General features: G+C 35.0%; 14 protein-coding genes. 11 read left to right on the top strand and 3 right to left on the bottom strand.

Annotated elements, in window-relative coordinates:
* The first annotated feature begins 4 nt into the window (after positions 1-4).
* From rpsK to ctlX, 10 genes are all read left to right on the top strand, one after another.
* On the top strand, positions 5-397 hold the full coding sequence (gene rpsK, locus H033_RS0118435) for a 30S ribosomal protein S11 (RefSeq protein WP_026839620.1): 393 nt from the start codon (positions 5-7) through the stop codon (positions 395-397).
* 91 nt (positions 398-488) lie between these two features.
* The gene (rpsD, locus tag H033_RS0118430) at positions 489-1,094 is read left to right on the top strand and encodes a 30S ribosomal protein S4 (RefSeq protein WP_026839619.1); all 606 of its coding nucleotides are present in this window, start codon (positions 489-491) and stop codon (positions 1,092-1,094) included.
* 20 nt (positions 1,095-1,114) lie between these two features.
* Complete coding sequence (locus tag H033_RS0118425; protein WP_010230049.1) at positions 1,115-2,107, top strand: DNA-directed RNA polymerase subunit alpha; 993 nt, start codon at positions 1,115-1,117, stop codon at positions 2,105-2,107.
* 42 nt (positions 2,108-2,149) lie between these two features.
* Positions 2,150-2,650 carry a 50S ribosomal protein L17 gene (gene rplQ, locus H033_RS0118420; RefSeq protein ID WP_026839618.1) on the top strand — a complete coding sequence of 167 codons (501 nt, stop codon included), beginning with the start codon at positions 2,150-2,152 and terminating at the stop codon, positions 2,648-2,650.
* Positions 2,651-2,809: 159 nt separating this feature from the next.
* Positions 2,810-3,922, top strand: a complete 1,113-nt coding sequence (gene carA, locus H033_RS0118410) for a glutamine-hydrolyzing carbamoyl-phosphate synthase small subunit (protein WP_026839617.1) — start codon at positions 2,810-2,812, stop codon at positions 3,920-3,922.
* Between the two features lie 308 nt (positions 3,923-4,230).
* A complete protein-coding gene (locus tag H033_RS21100) occupies positions 4,231-4,770 on the top strand; it encodes a hypothetical protein (RefSeq protein ID WP_026839616.1) in 540 nt (179 codons plus the stop codon).
* A gap of 247 nt (positions 4,771-5,017) precedes the next feature.
* Positions 5,018-6,304 (top strand): phosphopyruvate hydratase, encoded by a 1,287-nt coding sequence (gene eno, locus H033_RS0118400; protein WP_026839615.1) that lies wholly within the window; start codon positions 5,018-5,020, stop codon positions 6,302-6,304.
* Positions 6,305-6,492: 188 nt separating this feature from the next.
* A complete protein-coding gene (locus tag H033_RS0118395; RefSeq protein ID WP_026839614.1) occupies positions 6,493-7,776 on the top strand; it encodes a citrate synthase in 1,284 nt (427 codons plus the stop codon).
* Between the two features lie 76 nt (positions 7,777-7,852).
* Positions 7,853-8,767, top strand: coding sequence for a dimethylarginine dimethylaminohydrolase family protein (locus H033_RS0118390; RefSeq protein WP_026839613.1), 915 nt, complete (start codon positions 7,853-7,855; stop codon positions 8,765-8,767).
* A 7-nt stretch (positions 8,768-8,774) separates the two neighbouring features.
* Positions 8,775-9,707, top strand: a complete 933-nt coding sequence (ctlX, locus tag H033_RS0118385; protein ID WP_026839612.1) for a citrulline utilization hydrolase CtlX — start codon at positions 8,775-8,777, stop codon at positions 9,705-9,707.
* 272 nt (positions 9,708-9,979) lie between these two features.
* On the opposite strand, the gene H033_RS0118380 is transcribed toward ctlX, so the two are convergent.
* Together H033_RS0118380 and H033_RS0118375 are read right to left on the bottom strand one after the other, a co-directional pair.
* Positions 9,980-11,470: a BCCT family transporter gene (locus H033_RS0118380; RefSeq protein WP_026839611.1), complete on the bottom strand. Its 1,491-nt coding sequence runs from the start codon at positions 11,468-11,470 to the stop codon at positions 9,980-9,982.
* A 20-nt stretch (positions 11,471-11,490) separates the two neighbouring features.
* Positions 11,491-12,915, bottom strand: coding sequence for an SDR family oxidoreductase (locus H033_RS0118375; protein ID WP_026839610.1), 1,425 nt, complete (start codon positions 12,913-12,915; stop codon positions 11,491-11,493).
* A gap of 72 nt (positions 12,916-12,987) precedes the next feature.
* On the opposite strand from H033_RS0118375, the gene H033_RS0118370 reads away from it, so the two are divergent.
* Positions 12,988-13,191, top strand: coding sequence for a hypothetical protein (locus H033_RS0118370; RefSeq protein ID WP_026839609.1), 204 nt, complete (start codon positions 12,988-12,990; stop codon positions 13,189-13,191).
* 4 nt (positions 13,192-13,195) lie between these two features.
* Here the strand turns inward: H033_RS0118370 and H033_RS0118365 are convergent, their stop codons facing one another.
* On the bottom strand, positions 13,196-13,825 hold the full coding sequence (locus tag H033_RS0118365; RefSeq protein WP_026839608.1) for a MarC family protein: 630 nt from the start codon (positions 13,823-13,825) through the stop codon (positions 13,196-13,198).
* Between the last annotated feature and the right edge of the window lie 44 nt (positions 13,826-13,869).

Raw genomic sequence — 13,869 nt, 5'->3', positions numbered from 1 at the left:
TAAGATGGCAAAAACTCAAAAAACTGCTCAAAAGAAACGTAAAGTAATCGTTGAGTCTAATGGAGAAGCGCATATTACTGCTTCTTTTAATAACATCATTATTTCTTTAACAAATAAAAAAGGAGATCTAATCTCTTGGTCATCTGCCGGTAAAATGGGTTTTAGAGGATCTAAGAAAAACACTCCATACGCTGCTCAATTAGCTGCTGAAGATGCATCGAAAGTTGCACATGAAGCTGGTTTAAGAAAAGTGAAAGTATATGTTAAGGGACCAGGAAATGGTAGAGAATCTGCAATGCGTTCTTTACACAATTCAGGAATTGAAGTAACCGAAATTATTGACGTTACTCCTTTGCCACACAATGGATGTAGACCTCCTAAAAGACGTAGAGTTTAATTAATTATTAAGTATAAACGAGAAGGCAATGAGATTATCGAAGGACAGTGACCTTAATTCATAATCGCTTTCTTAAAAAAAACAATTTTCAATGGCAAGATATACTGGTCCAAAGACTAAAATAGCTCGTAAATTTGGCGAGGCTATATTCGGAGATGACAAGTCTTTCGAAAAAAGAAATTACCCTCCGGGACAACATGGTAACAACCGTAGAAGAGGTAAAAAATCTGAATATGCAATCCAGTTAATGGAGAAGCAAAAGGCAAAATACACGTATGGTGTATTAGAACGTCAGTTCAGAAACATGTTTGAAAAAGCAACCAGATCAACAGGAATTACTGGTGAGGTTCTTTTGCAATTATGTGAATCTAGATTAGATAATGTAGTTTACAGAATGGGAGTTTCTCCTTCGAGAAGTGGTGCGAGACAATTAGTTTCTCACAGACATATTACTGTAAACGGTGATGTTTTAAACATCCCATCTTACCAAGTGAAGCCAGGAGATGTAATTGCGGTAAGAGAGAAATCTAAATCTTTAGAAGCGATAACTAATTCGTTAGCAAATTCAAGTGCCACTTACGAGTGGATGACCTGGAACAATGAGACTAAGCAAGGAACTTTTGTTTCTGTTCCTGCAAGAGTACAGATTCCAGAAAATATAAATGAACAATTCATAGTCGAATTATATTCGAAATAATAATTCACAGAAGTCGTAATATGGCAATACTAAATTTTCAGAAGCCCGATAAAGTTATAATGATTGATTCCACTGAATTCGAAGGGAAGTTTGAGTTTCGCCCTTTGGAACCAGGATATGGATTAACTGTTGGTAACGCTTTAAGGAGAGTACTGTTATCATCTTTAGAAGGATTCGCAATCACTTCAGTTCGCATTGAAGGAGTTGATCACGAATTCTCTACTATCCCTGGGGTAGTAGAAGATGTTACAGAAATTATATTAAACCTAAAACAAGTAAGGTTTAAAAGGCAAATTGATGAAATAGACAATGAAGCCGTTACAATTTCTGTTTCTGGTCAAGAACAACTTACAGCTGGCCATTTCCAAAAATTTATTTCAGGTTTTCAAATTCTAAATCCAGATTTAGTGATTTGTAACCTTGATAAAAAAGTGAGTTTCAATATGGAACTTTCGGTGGAAAAAGGTCGTGGGTATGTTCCTGCAGAAGAAAACAAAAAAGCAAATGCACCTTTAGGTACTATCTTTACAGATTCGGTTTACACACCAATCAAAAATGTAAAATATAGCATCGAGAACTTTCGTGTAGAGCAAAAAACCGATTATGAAAAATTGGTTTTTGAAATTATATCAGATGGTTCTATACATCCTAAGGATGCATTAACAGAAGCTGCAAAAACCTTGATCCACCATTTCATGTTGTTCTCTGATGAGCGTATAACGCTAGAGGCAGATGAGATAGCACAAACTGAAACTTATGATGAAGAATCCCTTCACATGAGACAGTTGCTAAAAACCAAATTGGTAGATATGGATCTTTCTGTTAGAGCACTTAACTGCTTAAAGGCTGCTGAAGTTGATACCTTGGGTGATTTAGTATCCTACAACAAAAATGACTTGATGAAGTTCCGTAATTTCGGGAAGAAATCTTTAACCGAGCTTGAAGAGCTTGTGAATAATAAAGGTTTAAACTTTGGAATGGATCTTTCAAAATATAAATTGGATAAAGACTAGTACGATCCTTCACAGGAAATCTTAGTCTAAAAGAGAATAGTAATGAGACACGGAAAAAAAATAAATCATTTAGGAAGAAAAACGGCACACCGTAAGTCTATGTTGGCTAACATGGCGTGTTCCCTAATTGAGCATAAACGTATAAATACTACTGTAGCTAAAGCAAAAGCTTTAAAGCAGTTCGTAGAGCCTTTGATCACAAAATCTAAGGAAGATACAACTCACAATAGAAGATTGGTTTTCGCTAAACTTCGTCAGAAAGATTTCGTAGCAGAATTGTTCCGAGATGTTGCTCCTAAGATAGGTGACCGTCCGGGTGGTTATACAAGAATTATCAAATTAGGTAATAGACTTGGTGATAACGCGGATATGGCGATGATAGAATTAGTTGATTACAACGAGATCTACAATCTTACGAAGCCAGAGAAGAAAAAATCTACTCGTAGAGGTAAAAAGAAAGCTACAGAAGAAACTACAGCAACAGCTGAAACTAAAACTTCTGAAAAGAAAGCTGACAAAAAAGACGATGAAAAAGAAGACTAACAATGATTCTTTTTTAATCAAAATTATAAAAAGGGATAAGCCATTAAGGTTTATCCCTTTTTTTTTAAACATAAAAGTGGGAATTATATTTTTGGTTGCTACCATTTAATTAATTTTGCCACTCGAAGTTAAAAACTAATTAGTACCTGGAATATTATTATGAAATACCAAACAAGAAAAAAAGCGATCATTCTCTTGGCAGACGGTACCATCTTTCATGGGAAATCTGTTGGAGATAAAGATGGAAGTGCAGTAGGAGAAGTATGTTTTAATACGGGAATGACTGGGTATCAGGAGATATTTACAGATCCCTCGTATTTCGGACAGTTAATGGTTACTACCAATGCTCATATAGGTAATTATGGAGTAAAGGAGGAAGAAAATGAATCTGATAAGGCTAAAATCTCAGGACTCATCTGTAAGAATTTCAGCTATAATTATTCACGTCCCTCGGCAGATGGTTCCTTGTCTAGTTTTTTAGATGGAAGTGACCTTTTTGCTATTTCAGATGTAGACACCAGAGCTTTGGTTGCTTACATCCGTGAAAACGGAGCTATGAATGCAATTATTTCTACAGATGTAGATAATTTAGAAGGACTTAAAGAGCAATTGAAAGCGGTGCCAGATATGAATGGTTTGGAGTTGGCTTCAAAGGTATCTACTAAAGAACCTTATTTTTTTGGAAATGAAAATGCTACCTACAAAATTGCAGCATTGGATATTGGTATCAAAAAGAATATCCTTCGCAATCTTTCTGAAAGAGATGCTTATGTAAAGGTATTTCCATTTGATGCTACTTTTGAAGAAATGAGTTCTTGGAATCCTGATGGATATTTTCTTTCTAATGGCCCTGGTGACCCACAACCACTTAGTGCTGCAATTAATTTGACCAAATCAATTTTAGAGAAGGACCATCCATTATTTGGAATTTGTTTGGGACATCAAGTAATAGCCATAGCAAATGGTATTTCTACTTATAAGATGCATCATGGGCATAGGGGTATTAACCATCCGGTTCTGAATTTGAAGACCGGGAAAGGGGAGATCACTTCACAAAATCATGGTTTTTCTGTGGATAGAGCAGAGACTGAAGCTCATCCAAATGTAAAGATCACACATGTGTGTATAAATGATAATACAGTCGGAGGAATGGAGATCACAAATAAGAATTGTTTTTCAGTTCAATATCACCCCGAAGCTAGTCCCGGACCACACGATGCTAACTATTTATTCGATGAATTTATAGATAGGATAAAAGCTTCTAAAAAGTAATTTTCTGTATGTCCGCTTTTGTTCCAGTAAATAGTTTTTTATTAATTAATTACAGGTTGTTACCGTCATGCTGAACTTGTTTCAGCATCTCAAATATGTGGTATAGGACCCTGAAACTCCCGATGGTTCGGGACTGGGTGACGCGACCATTTCAGATAGGATAATTTGGTCACTGGACTCTAAACGGATATACAATTAATTTTCTTTAAAGTTCATAAAAAGGCCAAAATCATATTTTTGGCCTTTTTTTTGATATTAAAATTAAGAATTCTTCAAAATAATCATGAATTCATTAAATCCCCCTATTTATGAATAAAATTTTACTCTCAACATTTACATTCTTATTTTTAAGCTTCAACATTCAAGCTCAAGAAACAACTGACCAATTTTCCTTAAATTTTTTAATTCCTTCCGCAGAATATGAAGTGAGCACTTCTGCCAACTCTACGATTGATTTGATGCTTGGAGCGGGATTTGGTTATCATGACGCTTCCTATCTAGATAAACCTGAATATGGGGTTTATCCACAATTTCAGGTACAATATCGCCATTATTATAATTTAAAAAAGCGAGCTCAAAAAGACAAAAAAATCTCAGAGAATAGTGGTAATTATATTGCAGCTTCGGCAACTATTTCAAGTGGAGAACCTATCATTGGTGATATGCAACTCAACAAGGATTATAGTGGTTTTTTGGGACCTGTTTGGGGGTTTCAACGTGTTTATAATAGTAACTTCAAATTGAATTTAAATCTTGGCGTTGGAATGGGATTTAATGATCGTGAAGATCCTTATTTTGCTACCCATATAGGTCTACAACTTGGATTCAAAATAGGAAAAGAAAAATAAAGTATATTTCAGACTGCATTCTATAATTGATGAGAAGAGCATAGAATTTTGATTTTAAACGTCTTTGGATAGCTACTCAAGATTTTATTCTTTATTTCTTAATTTAGTAAAATTTAAATTTCACGTTTGGAGTTATTCCCGAAAACGATATAGTAAAAAATCCTACTAAATCTGATATAATTCCACTGAAAATGAGTCTTGTATTTGTATATTGTGATCTGATTTCTATAAAAATAAAATTTTAATTATGAGTATAATAATAAACATTCACGCCCGTCAAATTTTTGATTCGCGTGGAAACCCAACTGTAGAAGTAGATGTATTAACTGAAAATGGTATGCTTGGTAGAGCCGCTGTTCCATCTGGAGCATCAACAGGCGAGCATGAAGCAGTAGAGCTTCGTGATGGAGGAAAAGCATATATGGGAAAAGGTGTTTCTAAAGCAGTGGATAATGTGAATAAAATTATTGCTGAAGAACTTCTGGGATTTTCAATTTTCGATCAGAATCTTATAGATAAGGTGATGATAGAAATTGATGGGACTCCAAATAAATCAAATTTAGGAGCTAATGCAATTTTAGGTGTTTCATTGGCGGTGGCAAAAGCAGCAGCTCAAGAACTTGGTTTGCCTTTATATAGATATATTGGAGGGGTAAGTGCAAATACGCTTCCTGTTCCTATGATGAATATCATTAACGGTGGTTCCCATAGTGATGCACCAATTGCATTTCAGGAATTCATGGTAATGCCTGTGAAAGCAAAAAGTTTTACTCATGCCATGCAAATGGGATCAGAGATCTTTCATCATCTAAAAAAGGTGTTGCATGACAGAGGCTTAAGTACGGCAGTAGGGGACGAAGGTGGTTTCGCGCCAACTTTAGATGGAACTGAAGATGCTTTAGAAACTATTTTGCTTGCAATTAAAAATGCTGGTTATAAAGGAGGAGAAGATGTTATGATCGCTTTAGATTGTGCTGCAGCCGAATTTTACGTGAATGGTAAATACGACTACACGAAATTTGAAGGGGAGCAAGGTAAAATTAGAACAAGTGAAGAACAAGCGTCTTATTTAACTGAGCTTTCAGAGAAATATCCAATTATATCTATCGAAGATGGAATGGATGAAAACGACTGGGAAGGATGGAAGTCTTTAACAGAGAAATGTGGAGATAAAGTTCAATTAGTAGGAGATGATCTTTTTGTGACCAACGTAGAGCGTTTATCAAGAGGGATCAAAGAAGGAATTGCAAATTCTATTTTAATTAAAGTAAACCAAATTGGAACTTTAACCGAAACTATCGCAACGGTAAATATGGCTAAAAATGCTGGGTATACTTGCGTGATGTCACATAGATCTGGAGAAACTGAAGATAATACTATTGCAGATCTTGCAGTAGCATTAAATACAGGTCAGATTAAAACAGGATCGGCTTCAAGAAGTGATAGAATGGCAAAATACAATCAATTATTAAGGATTGAAGAAGAGCTGGAAAGTGTAGCTTATTATCCTCAAATGAATGCATTTAAGATCTAAATGATTTATATATTATTTAATAAAAACCCTTTCTATTATGGAAAGGGTTTTTTTATGGCTCTTTTTTCTTAAAAAGCTGCCAAAATTATCTTTTAAGTGAGAAATTCCCGTTATAATAGACGTTCTTTTATGCGCATATTTTGTATTTTAGCATTCCGAAAAATTAATCAGAAAAAGTTTTAAAATATATGTCGAAAGTCGCTACGTTAGAGATAGATGGAAAGAAATACGAATTCCCAATTACTATAGGAACAGAAAATGAGGTTGCAATAGATATCAAGACCTTAAGGGGAAAAGCTGGTGTGATCACTTTAGATCCAGGATTTAAGAATACAGGAAGTTGTGAAAGTGCAATTACTTTTCTAGATGGAGAAAAAGGAATCTTAAGATACAGAGGATATTCTATAGAAGAATTAGCTGAAAAAGCTGACTTTCTAGAAGTGGTGTTTTTATTGATTTTCGGGGAATTACCAAGTAAAGATGAATTAGGTAAATTCAAAGATGACATTAAGGCTCAAAGTGAAGTGAACCTTGATATGAAAAAGGTGATTAAAGGTTTTCCTTCTACAGCACACCCAATGGGAATGCTTTCTTCTTTAACTAGTGCTCTTATTGCTTTCAATCCAAAGTCTGTAAATGTAGATTCTGAAGAAGATATGTATAAGGCGATGGTTAAGATCTTGGCTAAATTTCCAACACTTGCTGCTTGGACTTTGAGAAGAAGAAACGATCAACCACTAGAGAACAGAGATAATAATTTAGGATATGTAGAGAGCTTATTGAAAATGATGTTTCAAAAGCCAGGTGAAGAATATAAACTAAATGATAAATTAGTAGCAGCCTTAGATAGGTTGTTGATCTTGCATGCAGATCACGAGCAAAATTGTTCTACTTCAACAGTAAGAATAGTAGGTTCTTCTCAGGCAGGATTATTTGCATCAATTTCCGCAGGAGTTTCTGCATTATGGGGACCACTTCATGGTGGAGCTAACCAAGCAGTTATCGAAATGTTAGAAGAGATAAAAGCCGATGGTGGTGATACTTCAAAATTCATAGCGAAAGCAAAAGATAAAGAAGATCCATTTAGATTAATGGGCTTTGGACACAGAGTTTATAAGAATTTTGACCCTAGAGCTAAAATCATTAAAAAAGCAGCAGATGAAGTGCTTGCAGAATTAGGAGTTGAAGATCCAATTCTTGATATCGCTAAAAGTCTTGAAAAAGCAGCTTTAGAAGATGAATATTTCGTAGAGCGTAAATTATATCCTAACGTAGATTTCTATTCAGGAATTATTTACCGCGCAATGGGAATTCCAACAGAAATGTTTACAGTAATGTTTGCTGTAGGGAGATTGCCAGGATGGATCGCTCAATGGAGAGAAATGAGATTAGGAAAGGAACCAATTGGAAGACCACGTCAAGTTTATATTGGTGAAGGTTTAAGAGGTTTCAAGGATATTGATAATAGATAATATTTTGAAATTCATAATTTTTAAAAGCTTCATTTAACAGTGGAGCTTTTTTTATATTTGCACAAAATAACCCAAAATGCTAAAACTGAATATTAAAAGTGAGACTTCCCCTTTAAAAGCGGTGGTATTAGGTACGGCTTTAAGCAATGGAGGTACACCCGAATATAAAGACGCTTACGATCCAAAGTCGGCAGAACATATCAAGGCTGGTACGTATCCAATAGAAGAAGATATGGTTAAGGAGATGGAAGCTGTAGCTGCTGTATTCGAAAAATATAACGTAAAAGTATTTAGGCCCAAAATCATTGAGAATTACAACCAGATCTTTACAAGAGATATTGCGTTTGTTATAGATGATAAGTTTGTGAAAGCAAATATTTTACCAGATAGAGATGAAGAGATTGAAGCCATTAATCATGTGCTAAGTCAAATAGATCCAGATAAGATCTTGACCATGCCAGAATCAGCACATATGGAAGGTGGAGATGTAATGCCTTATAAGGATTACCTATTGGTAGGCACTTACAAGGGTGAAGATTATAAAGACTTTATTACTGCAAGAACAAATATGAAAGGAGTAAAGGCTCTTCAGGAACTTTTTCCAAATAGAAAAGTGGTTTCTTTTAGTTTAAGAAAGTCCAATACAGAGGCAAGAGATAATGCATTGCATTTAGATTGTTGTTTTCAGCCCGTTGGGAAGGATAAAGCGATTATATATAAAGATGGTTTCTTAATTGAAGAAGAATATGATTGGTTGGTAAATCTCTTCGGAAAAGAAAATATTTTTGAAATCACTCGTGATGAGATGTTTAATATGAACTCGAATGTCTTTTCAATTTCTGAAGATGTGGTGATCTCTGAAAAGAATTTCACCAGATTAAATACATGGTTGAGAGAACAGGGAATTACAGTAGAAGAAGTTCCTTATGCTGAAATTTCTAAGCAGGAAGGATTACTAAGATGTACTACCTTACCATTAATAAGAGAATAAAAATTCCATGGAACAAATAACAAATACCGTTTTAATGGTTCGCCCGGTGAACTTTAGAATGAATGAAGAAACTGCAGTTAATAATTATTTTCAAGAAGAACTTCAGTTAAAGAATGAGGAGATCAACGCAAAAGCTCAAAATGAATTTGATGCTTTTGTAAATAAGTTGAAGGCTGTAGGAGTAAATGTTGTTGTTGTAGACGATAAAAAAGAATTAGATACTCCAGATTCTATTTTTCCTAATAATTGGGTTTCCTTTCACCAGGATGGGAAAGCTGCTGTATATCCAATGTTTGCTGAAAACAGACGGAGAGAACGCAGGATGGAATTTTTTGAAGTTTTAGAATCTCAAGGTTTTAAAATTTCGGATGTTGTGGATTATACTGAAGCTGAAGATGAAAAGGTATATTTAGAAGGAACAGGAGTTTTAATATTGGATAGAATAAATAGAAAAGCATACTGCGCACTTTCTGTAAGAGCAGATGAAGAATTGCTTATTGAATTTTGTGAGGAATTCGAATATTCTCCAATTATATTCCATGCCTTTCAAGATGTAGACGGTAAAAGACTTCCAATCTATCATACTAATGTAATGATGTGTGTTGCTGAAGAATTTGCAGTAATTTGTGCAGATTGTATAGACGATACCAAGCAGCGTAAAAGTGTTTTGAAACATCTAAAGCAAGATGGAAAAGAAGTGATTACTATTACTGAAGAGCAAATGCATCAGTTTGCAGGGAACATGTTACAGGTAAAAGGAGAAGGATATAAAAAGTATTTGGTTATGAGCACTACTGCTCATAAAAGCTTAACAGCTTCTCAAATTAGAGCTATAGAAAAGCATTGTGAGATATTAAGTGCAGATCTTAATACTATAGAAACTTGTGGAGGCGGAAGTGCCCGCTGCATGATGGCTGAAGTGTTCTTGCCTAAGGCCTAAATATTATATTAATTATCGAAATAGAAAAATCCCTGAAATTTTTAAAAATTTCAGGGATTTTTGTTAACTGCTTGCTTTGTTTCCAATTGCCTAGTTTCCCTCTGAAAAGTTTCGTCACCTTGGCTAGAGATATCGAGATGTTTTAGGGTCTAATTCCTTTAAAAAATTGATACTGAAATCATTCCGATAGCTGTCGAAACAGTATGAGGCTAATAATGCTAAGTCAAAAGAGGAACACAAATTATTGGACCAAGTTTAGGAAATCGTGGTTTTTACGATTTTTTGAAAAGGGTACGTGTTAATAAGATCATTACAATTAGTGTAAAGAATGCAAATGGGAGAGAGCCAATAATAAGAAATTTCTGCATCGCTGTCAGCACATTACTGTCTGGCTTAATATTCCCTAAAACTATGATTGCTTCAGAAAAGATTAGGATTATAATAGCCCAGATCAATCGGTATCTTCTTTTTGGATTTTCGCTTCCCCTAGAAGTAAACATGCTAAGTACATAAATGGCAGAATCTACTGAAGTTACTAGAAAGCTAATAAGTAATATAACCGTTAAAACATTCGTGAAAATAGCCAATGGGTAATTGGAGAAGAACACAAAGAGAGACGTAAATACATTTCCAAATTCATTTTGATAGGTTCCCCATTGCTCTATTAGGTTGAAGGCCGATGTTCCAAAAACACTGAACCAAAGGAAAGTGCCTATAGAAGGAATTAGTAATACCCCTAAAATAATTTCTCTTATGGTTCGACCTTTAGAAATTCTCGCAATGAAAATTCCTGTAAATGGAGCCCAAGCCAGCCAGAACGCCCAATAGTAATAAGTCCAGTCTGTTAAGAATTCTTTTCCCGGATCGTAATCCCCAAGAGCCAAACTTAAAGGGACAAAATCTACAATATAATGGTAGGTCGCTAACAGAAAGTTCTCGAGTATTAATACTATATCCCCTTGAAGAAATACAAAAAGAAGCAAAATAATAGTGAGATAAATGTTCCAATTAGATAACCTTTTGATCCCTTTGTCTATTCCAACCCAAGCTGATAAAAATGCTACTGAACAGATTAATAATACAAGAAATAAAGTGAGCACCAAATTGCCGGCATCTTGATGTAATAAGTGACCTATTCCTCCTTCAATTTGAGTTGTTCCTAAACCAATAGCAGCAACCAAACCTGCCACAGTGGTTAGAATGGTTAAAAGGTCTATCCCAGAGGGAAGAAATTTAATTCGTTTAAAATGATGTAAACTAGTGCCTAACCTTATATTTCTATTTTTCACAAAGAGGGAATGACCTACAAGAATAGCAAACATGGCATAAAAAGCCCACGCAGTAAATCCCCATTGATAAAAAGTGTACTCTAAAGCAATTATTTCATTGGATTGCCCAGTTTTTATAGGTGGGTTAAGGAACATGTAAACTGGCTCTTGCACGCCTCTTAATAAAATTCCAGCTCCCATTCCGGCACTATAGAGCATCGCGATCCAAGACCATCTATTAAATTCAGGTGGGGCATCCCCCAAACGTTGTTTGCCAACTTTAGTAAATGCTAAAATGAGTAAGAAAACTACACATAACAACCCGAGCCAAAGATAAAAGCTACCAAACCATTCTCTTACCCATAAACTTCCATTTTCTATGAGAAAATAAAATGTTTCTGTAAACAAGAAAATATAGATAGCTATAAAAAGTAATAGAAAAGCAGAGACACTTAGAAGCAGGTTATTTCGGAGGTGTGATAAAAGTGATTTCAATAATTGTTTTTAAATATTGATTAGCCTTTAGCAATTTTATTTAGCATTCCTTCAAAGATAAAGTAATGAAAGGGCAACATAGTATACCAGTATAACCTTCCCCATATTCCTCGTGGTCTAAATGTGGCAGTTTGATGCAGTATATTATCTTCATCAATTTCAAATTCTAACCAGGCTTCTCCAGGCACTTTCATTTCAGCAAATAATAACAATCTTCTTTTCTCCTTATCGGCTAACAAAACCCGCCAAAAATCTAATGAATCTCCAGAAGCTATTTCAGAAGCGTTAGTTCTCCCGCGCCTTAATCCAACTCCACCAAAAAGTTTATCGAAATATCCCCGAAATTTCCATAGCCAATTTCCGTAATACCAACCTGTGGTACCGCCGATAGACCAAATACGCTGTAATACCTCTTCTGGGTTTTCAACTTTTATAGATTGGGCATCCTTTAAACACCCAAACGTAGGGACTTGTATGTATTTATTGAGATCTTTTCTAAATCTTCCACTACTCAAAGAATCTTTCCAGCTAGAGATCACCTGATTTTGTTCTATTTTATAAAAAGCAAGTTTGATAGCCTCTTTGTAGGAAATAGGCGCTATATCTAAAAGTTCTTGAAGTCGTTTGTCATTGGTTATTACTTCTACCTTCATACTATCCACAAGATTTTGTGCAAGTTTGTAAGACGTTGAAGTAACAAAATAAAGCCAATAAGAGGATATCTTTGGTGATAGGAAGGGGACGTCAATTATAAAAAGATTTAGACCTCGTATCTCCGCGTACTGCTGCATCATTTGTTTATAGGAAATAATATCTGGTCCACCAATATCAAAAGATTCATTATATGCCTTTTCCATTCCTATTACCCCGGTTAAGAATTGAAGCACATCTCTAATAGCTATCGGCTGGCATTTCGTTTTCACCCAACTAGGAGTAACCATTAAGGGTAGCTTTTCACAGAGATCTCTAATTATTTCAAAAGACGAACTCCCTGAACCAACTATAATTGCTGCTCTTAATACGGTTGTATTAAAGTTTCCCGTATAAAGGATTTCTTCAACTTTTTTTCTAGATTTTAAGTGTTTGGATAGTTCTTCGGTATTTATAATCCCACTGAGATAAATAACTTGATTGACGCTGGTGCCGGCCATTATCTCATTAAAAATTGTTGCTGCCTTTGCTTCTTGGCTATCGAAGTCTGTGGTAGAACCAGACATAGAATGAATAAGATAGTAGGCAATATCAATATTTTTGATTGCCTCTGGAATTTTGGCAGGTTGCAGAAAATCTATTTCAACCACTTCAATTTTATCTAAAAGGTCCTTATTTTGGGAAAACCTTTTTTTATCCCTAACGGCGCAAACCACTTCGTGGCCAAGCTCTAAAAGCTGGGGTAATAATCTAAGTCCTATATAACCATTGGCGCCCGTAAGTAAGATCCTCATTTCAATATTTGAATTAGGTTATAATTTAGGAATTAATTGTTTACTTTCACTCTAAACAAACAATAATATAAAATGAATAACACCCTTAAAATTGTTCTATTAATTGTTGGAGTTGTATTAGTAGGTTATGGCTTATACACTCTCGTAACTCCAGAAGTTGCTTTTGAAGCCGGACCACTTAAAGTTGAGGCACAAGGAGATCATACCCAATCTTATGCAATGATTGGTTTAGGGATTTTGTCACTTATTGGCGGAATTGCCTTTAATAAAAGATAAAAGCTTAGTTAAGGATCTGTCTTAATACGTTAATCGCCGAGGAACTTATGTATTCTATACCTATGGCAATCACTATAAAACCAATGATCCTTGATATTGCATTAATCCCTGAAGCACCAAGGATCTTGACGATATAATGTGCGCCTTTTAAAACAGCAAAAGTGGCGAGACATGCGGCAAATATTGCTGCTACGGTGATAATTCTTTCTTCTAAAAATTGATATTCCTGATGCATCCCTATTAATAAAGAAATAGAACCTGGCCCTGCAAGCATAGGGATAGCTAATGGAGTTAATGAGACCCCTTCCCTTTGATAGGCATCATCTTTAACTCGTTTATCCATTCCCTTGTGTTTAGAAAACGAACCAGTTAAAAGAGCAAAACCAGAACTTACAATTATAAGTCCGCCCGCAATTCTCAATGAATCTATACTTATCCCAAAGAACTGTAGGATATATTTTCCTGTAAAAAAAGAAATTATAAGGATTACCAGAATATTTATAGAGGTAAGAAGTGATGTTTTAGAACGCTCGGCAGAAGAGTCTTCTTGTGTTAATCCAACAAAAATCGGCACAGTTCCCAGAGGGTTCATTACAGAGAATAATGCAGCAAAGACATAAATAAATAATTCCATTTGTTTTTACAGCAAAATTGCTCCGAAGTTGAAACTTTTGCGTT

Source organism: Gillisia sp. JM1, from assembly GCF_000424645.1.
Taxonomy (GTDB): Bacteria; Bacteroidota; Bacteroidia; order Flavobacteriales; family Flavobacteriaceae; genus Gillisia.
Note: the sequence above shows the minus strand (reverse complement) of the source record. Positions and strands in the feature narration are given on the sequence as shown.

Coding starts and splice junctions, on each gene's coding strand:
- rplQ (WP_026839618.1), top strand. CDS start 2,150: ATGAGACACGGAAAAAAAATAAATCATTTAGGAAGAAAAACGGCACAC.
- ctlX (WP_026839612.1), top strand. CDS start 8,775: ATGGAACAAATAACAAATACCGTTTTAATGGTTCGCCCGGTGAACTTT.
- H033_RS0118395 (WP_026839614.1), top strand. CDS start 6,493: ATGTCGAAAGTCGCTACGTTAGAGATAGATGGAAAGAAATACGAATTC.
- H033_RS0118365 (WP_026839608.1), bottom strand. CDS start 13,825: ATGGAATTATTTATTTATGTCTTTGCTGCATTATTCTCTGTAATGAAC.
- H033_RS0118390 (WP_026839613.1), top strand. CDS start 7,853: ATGCTAAAACTGAATATTAAAAGTGAGACTTCCCCTTTAAAAGCGGTG.
- carA (WP_026839617.1), top strand. CDS start 2,810: ATGAAATACCAAACAAGAAAAAAAGCGATCATTCTCTTGGCAGACGGT.
- H033_RS21100 (WP_026839616.1), top strand. CDS start 4,231: ATGAATAAAATTTTACTCTCAACATTTACATTCTTATTTTTAAGCTTC.
- rpsD (WP_026839619.1), top strand. CDS start 489: ATGGCAAGATATACTGGTCCAAAGACTAAAATAGCTCGTAAATTTGGC.
- eno (WP_026839615.1), top strand. CDS start 5,018: ATGAGTATAATAATAAACATTCACGCCCGTCAAATTTTTGATTCGCGT.
- H033_RS0118370 (WP_026839609.1), top strand. CDS start 12,988: ATGAATAACACCCTTAAAATTGTTCTATTAATTGTTGGAGTTGTATTA.
- rpsK (WP_026839620.1), top strand. CDS start 5: ATGGCAAAAACTCAAAAAACTGCTCAAAAGAAACGTAAAGTAATCGTT.
- H033_RS0118375 (WP_026839610.1), bottom strand. CDS start 12,915: ATGAGGATCTTACTTACGGGCGCCAATGGTTATATAGGACTTAGATTA.
- H033_RS0118425 (WP_010230049.1), top strand. CDS start 1,115: ATGGCAATACTAAATTTTCAGAAGCCCGATAAAGTTATAATGATTGAT.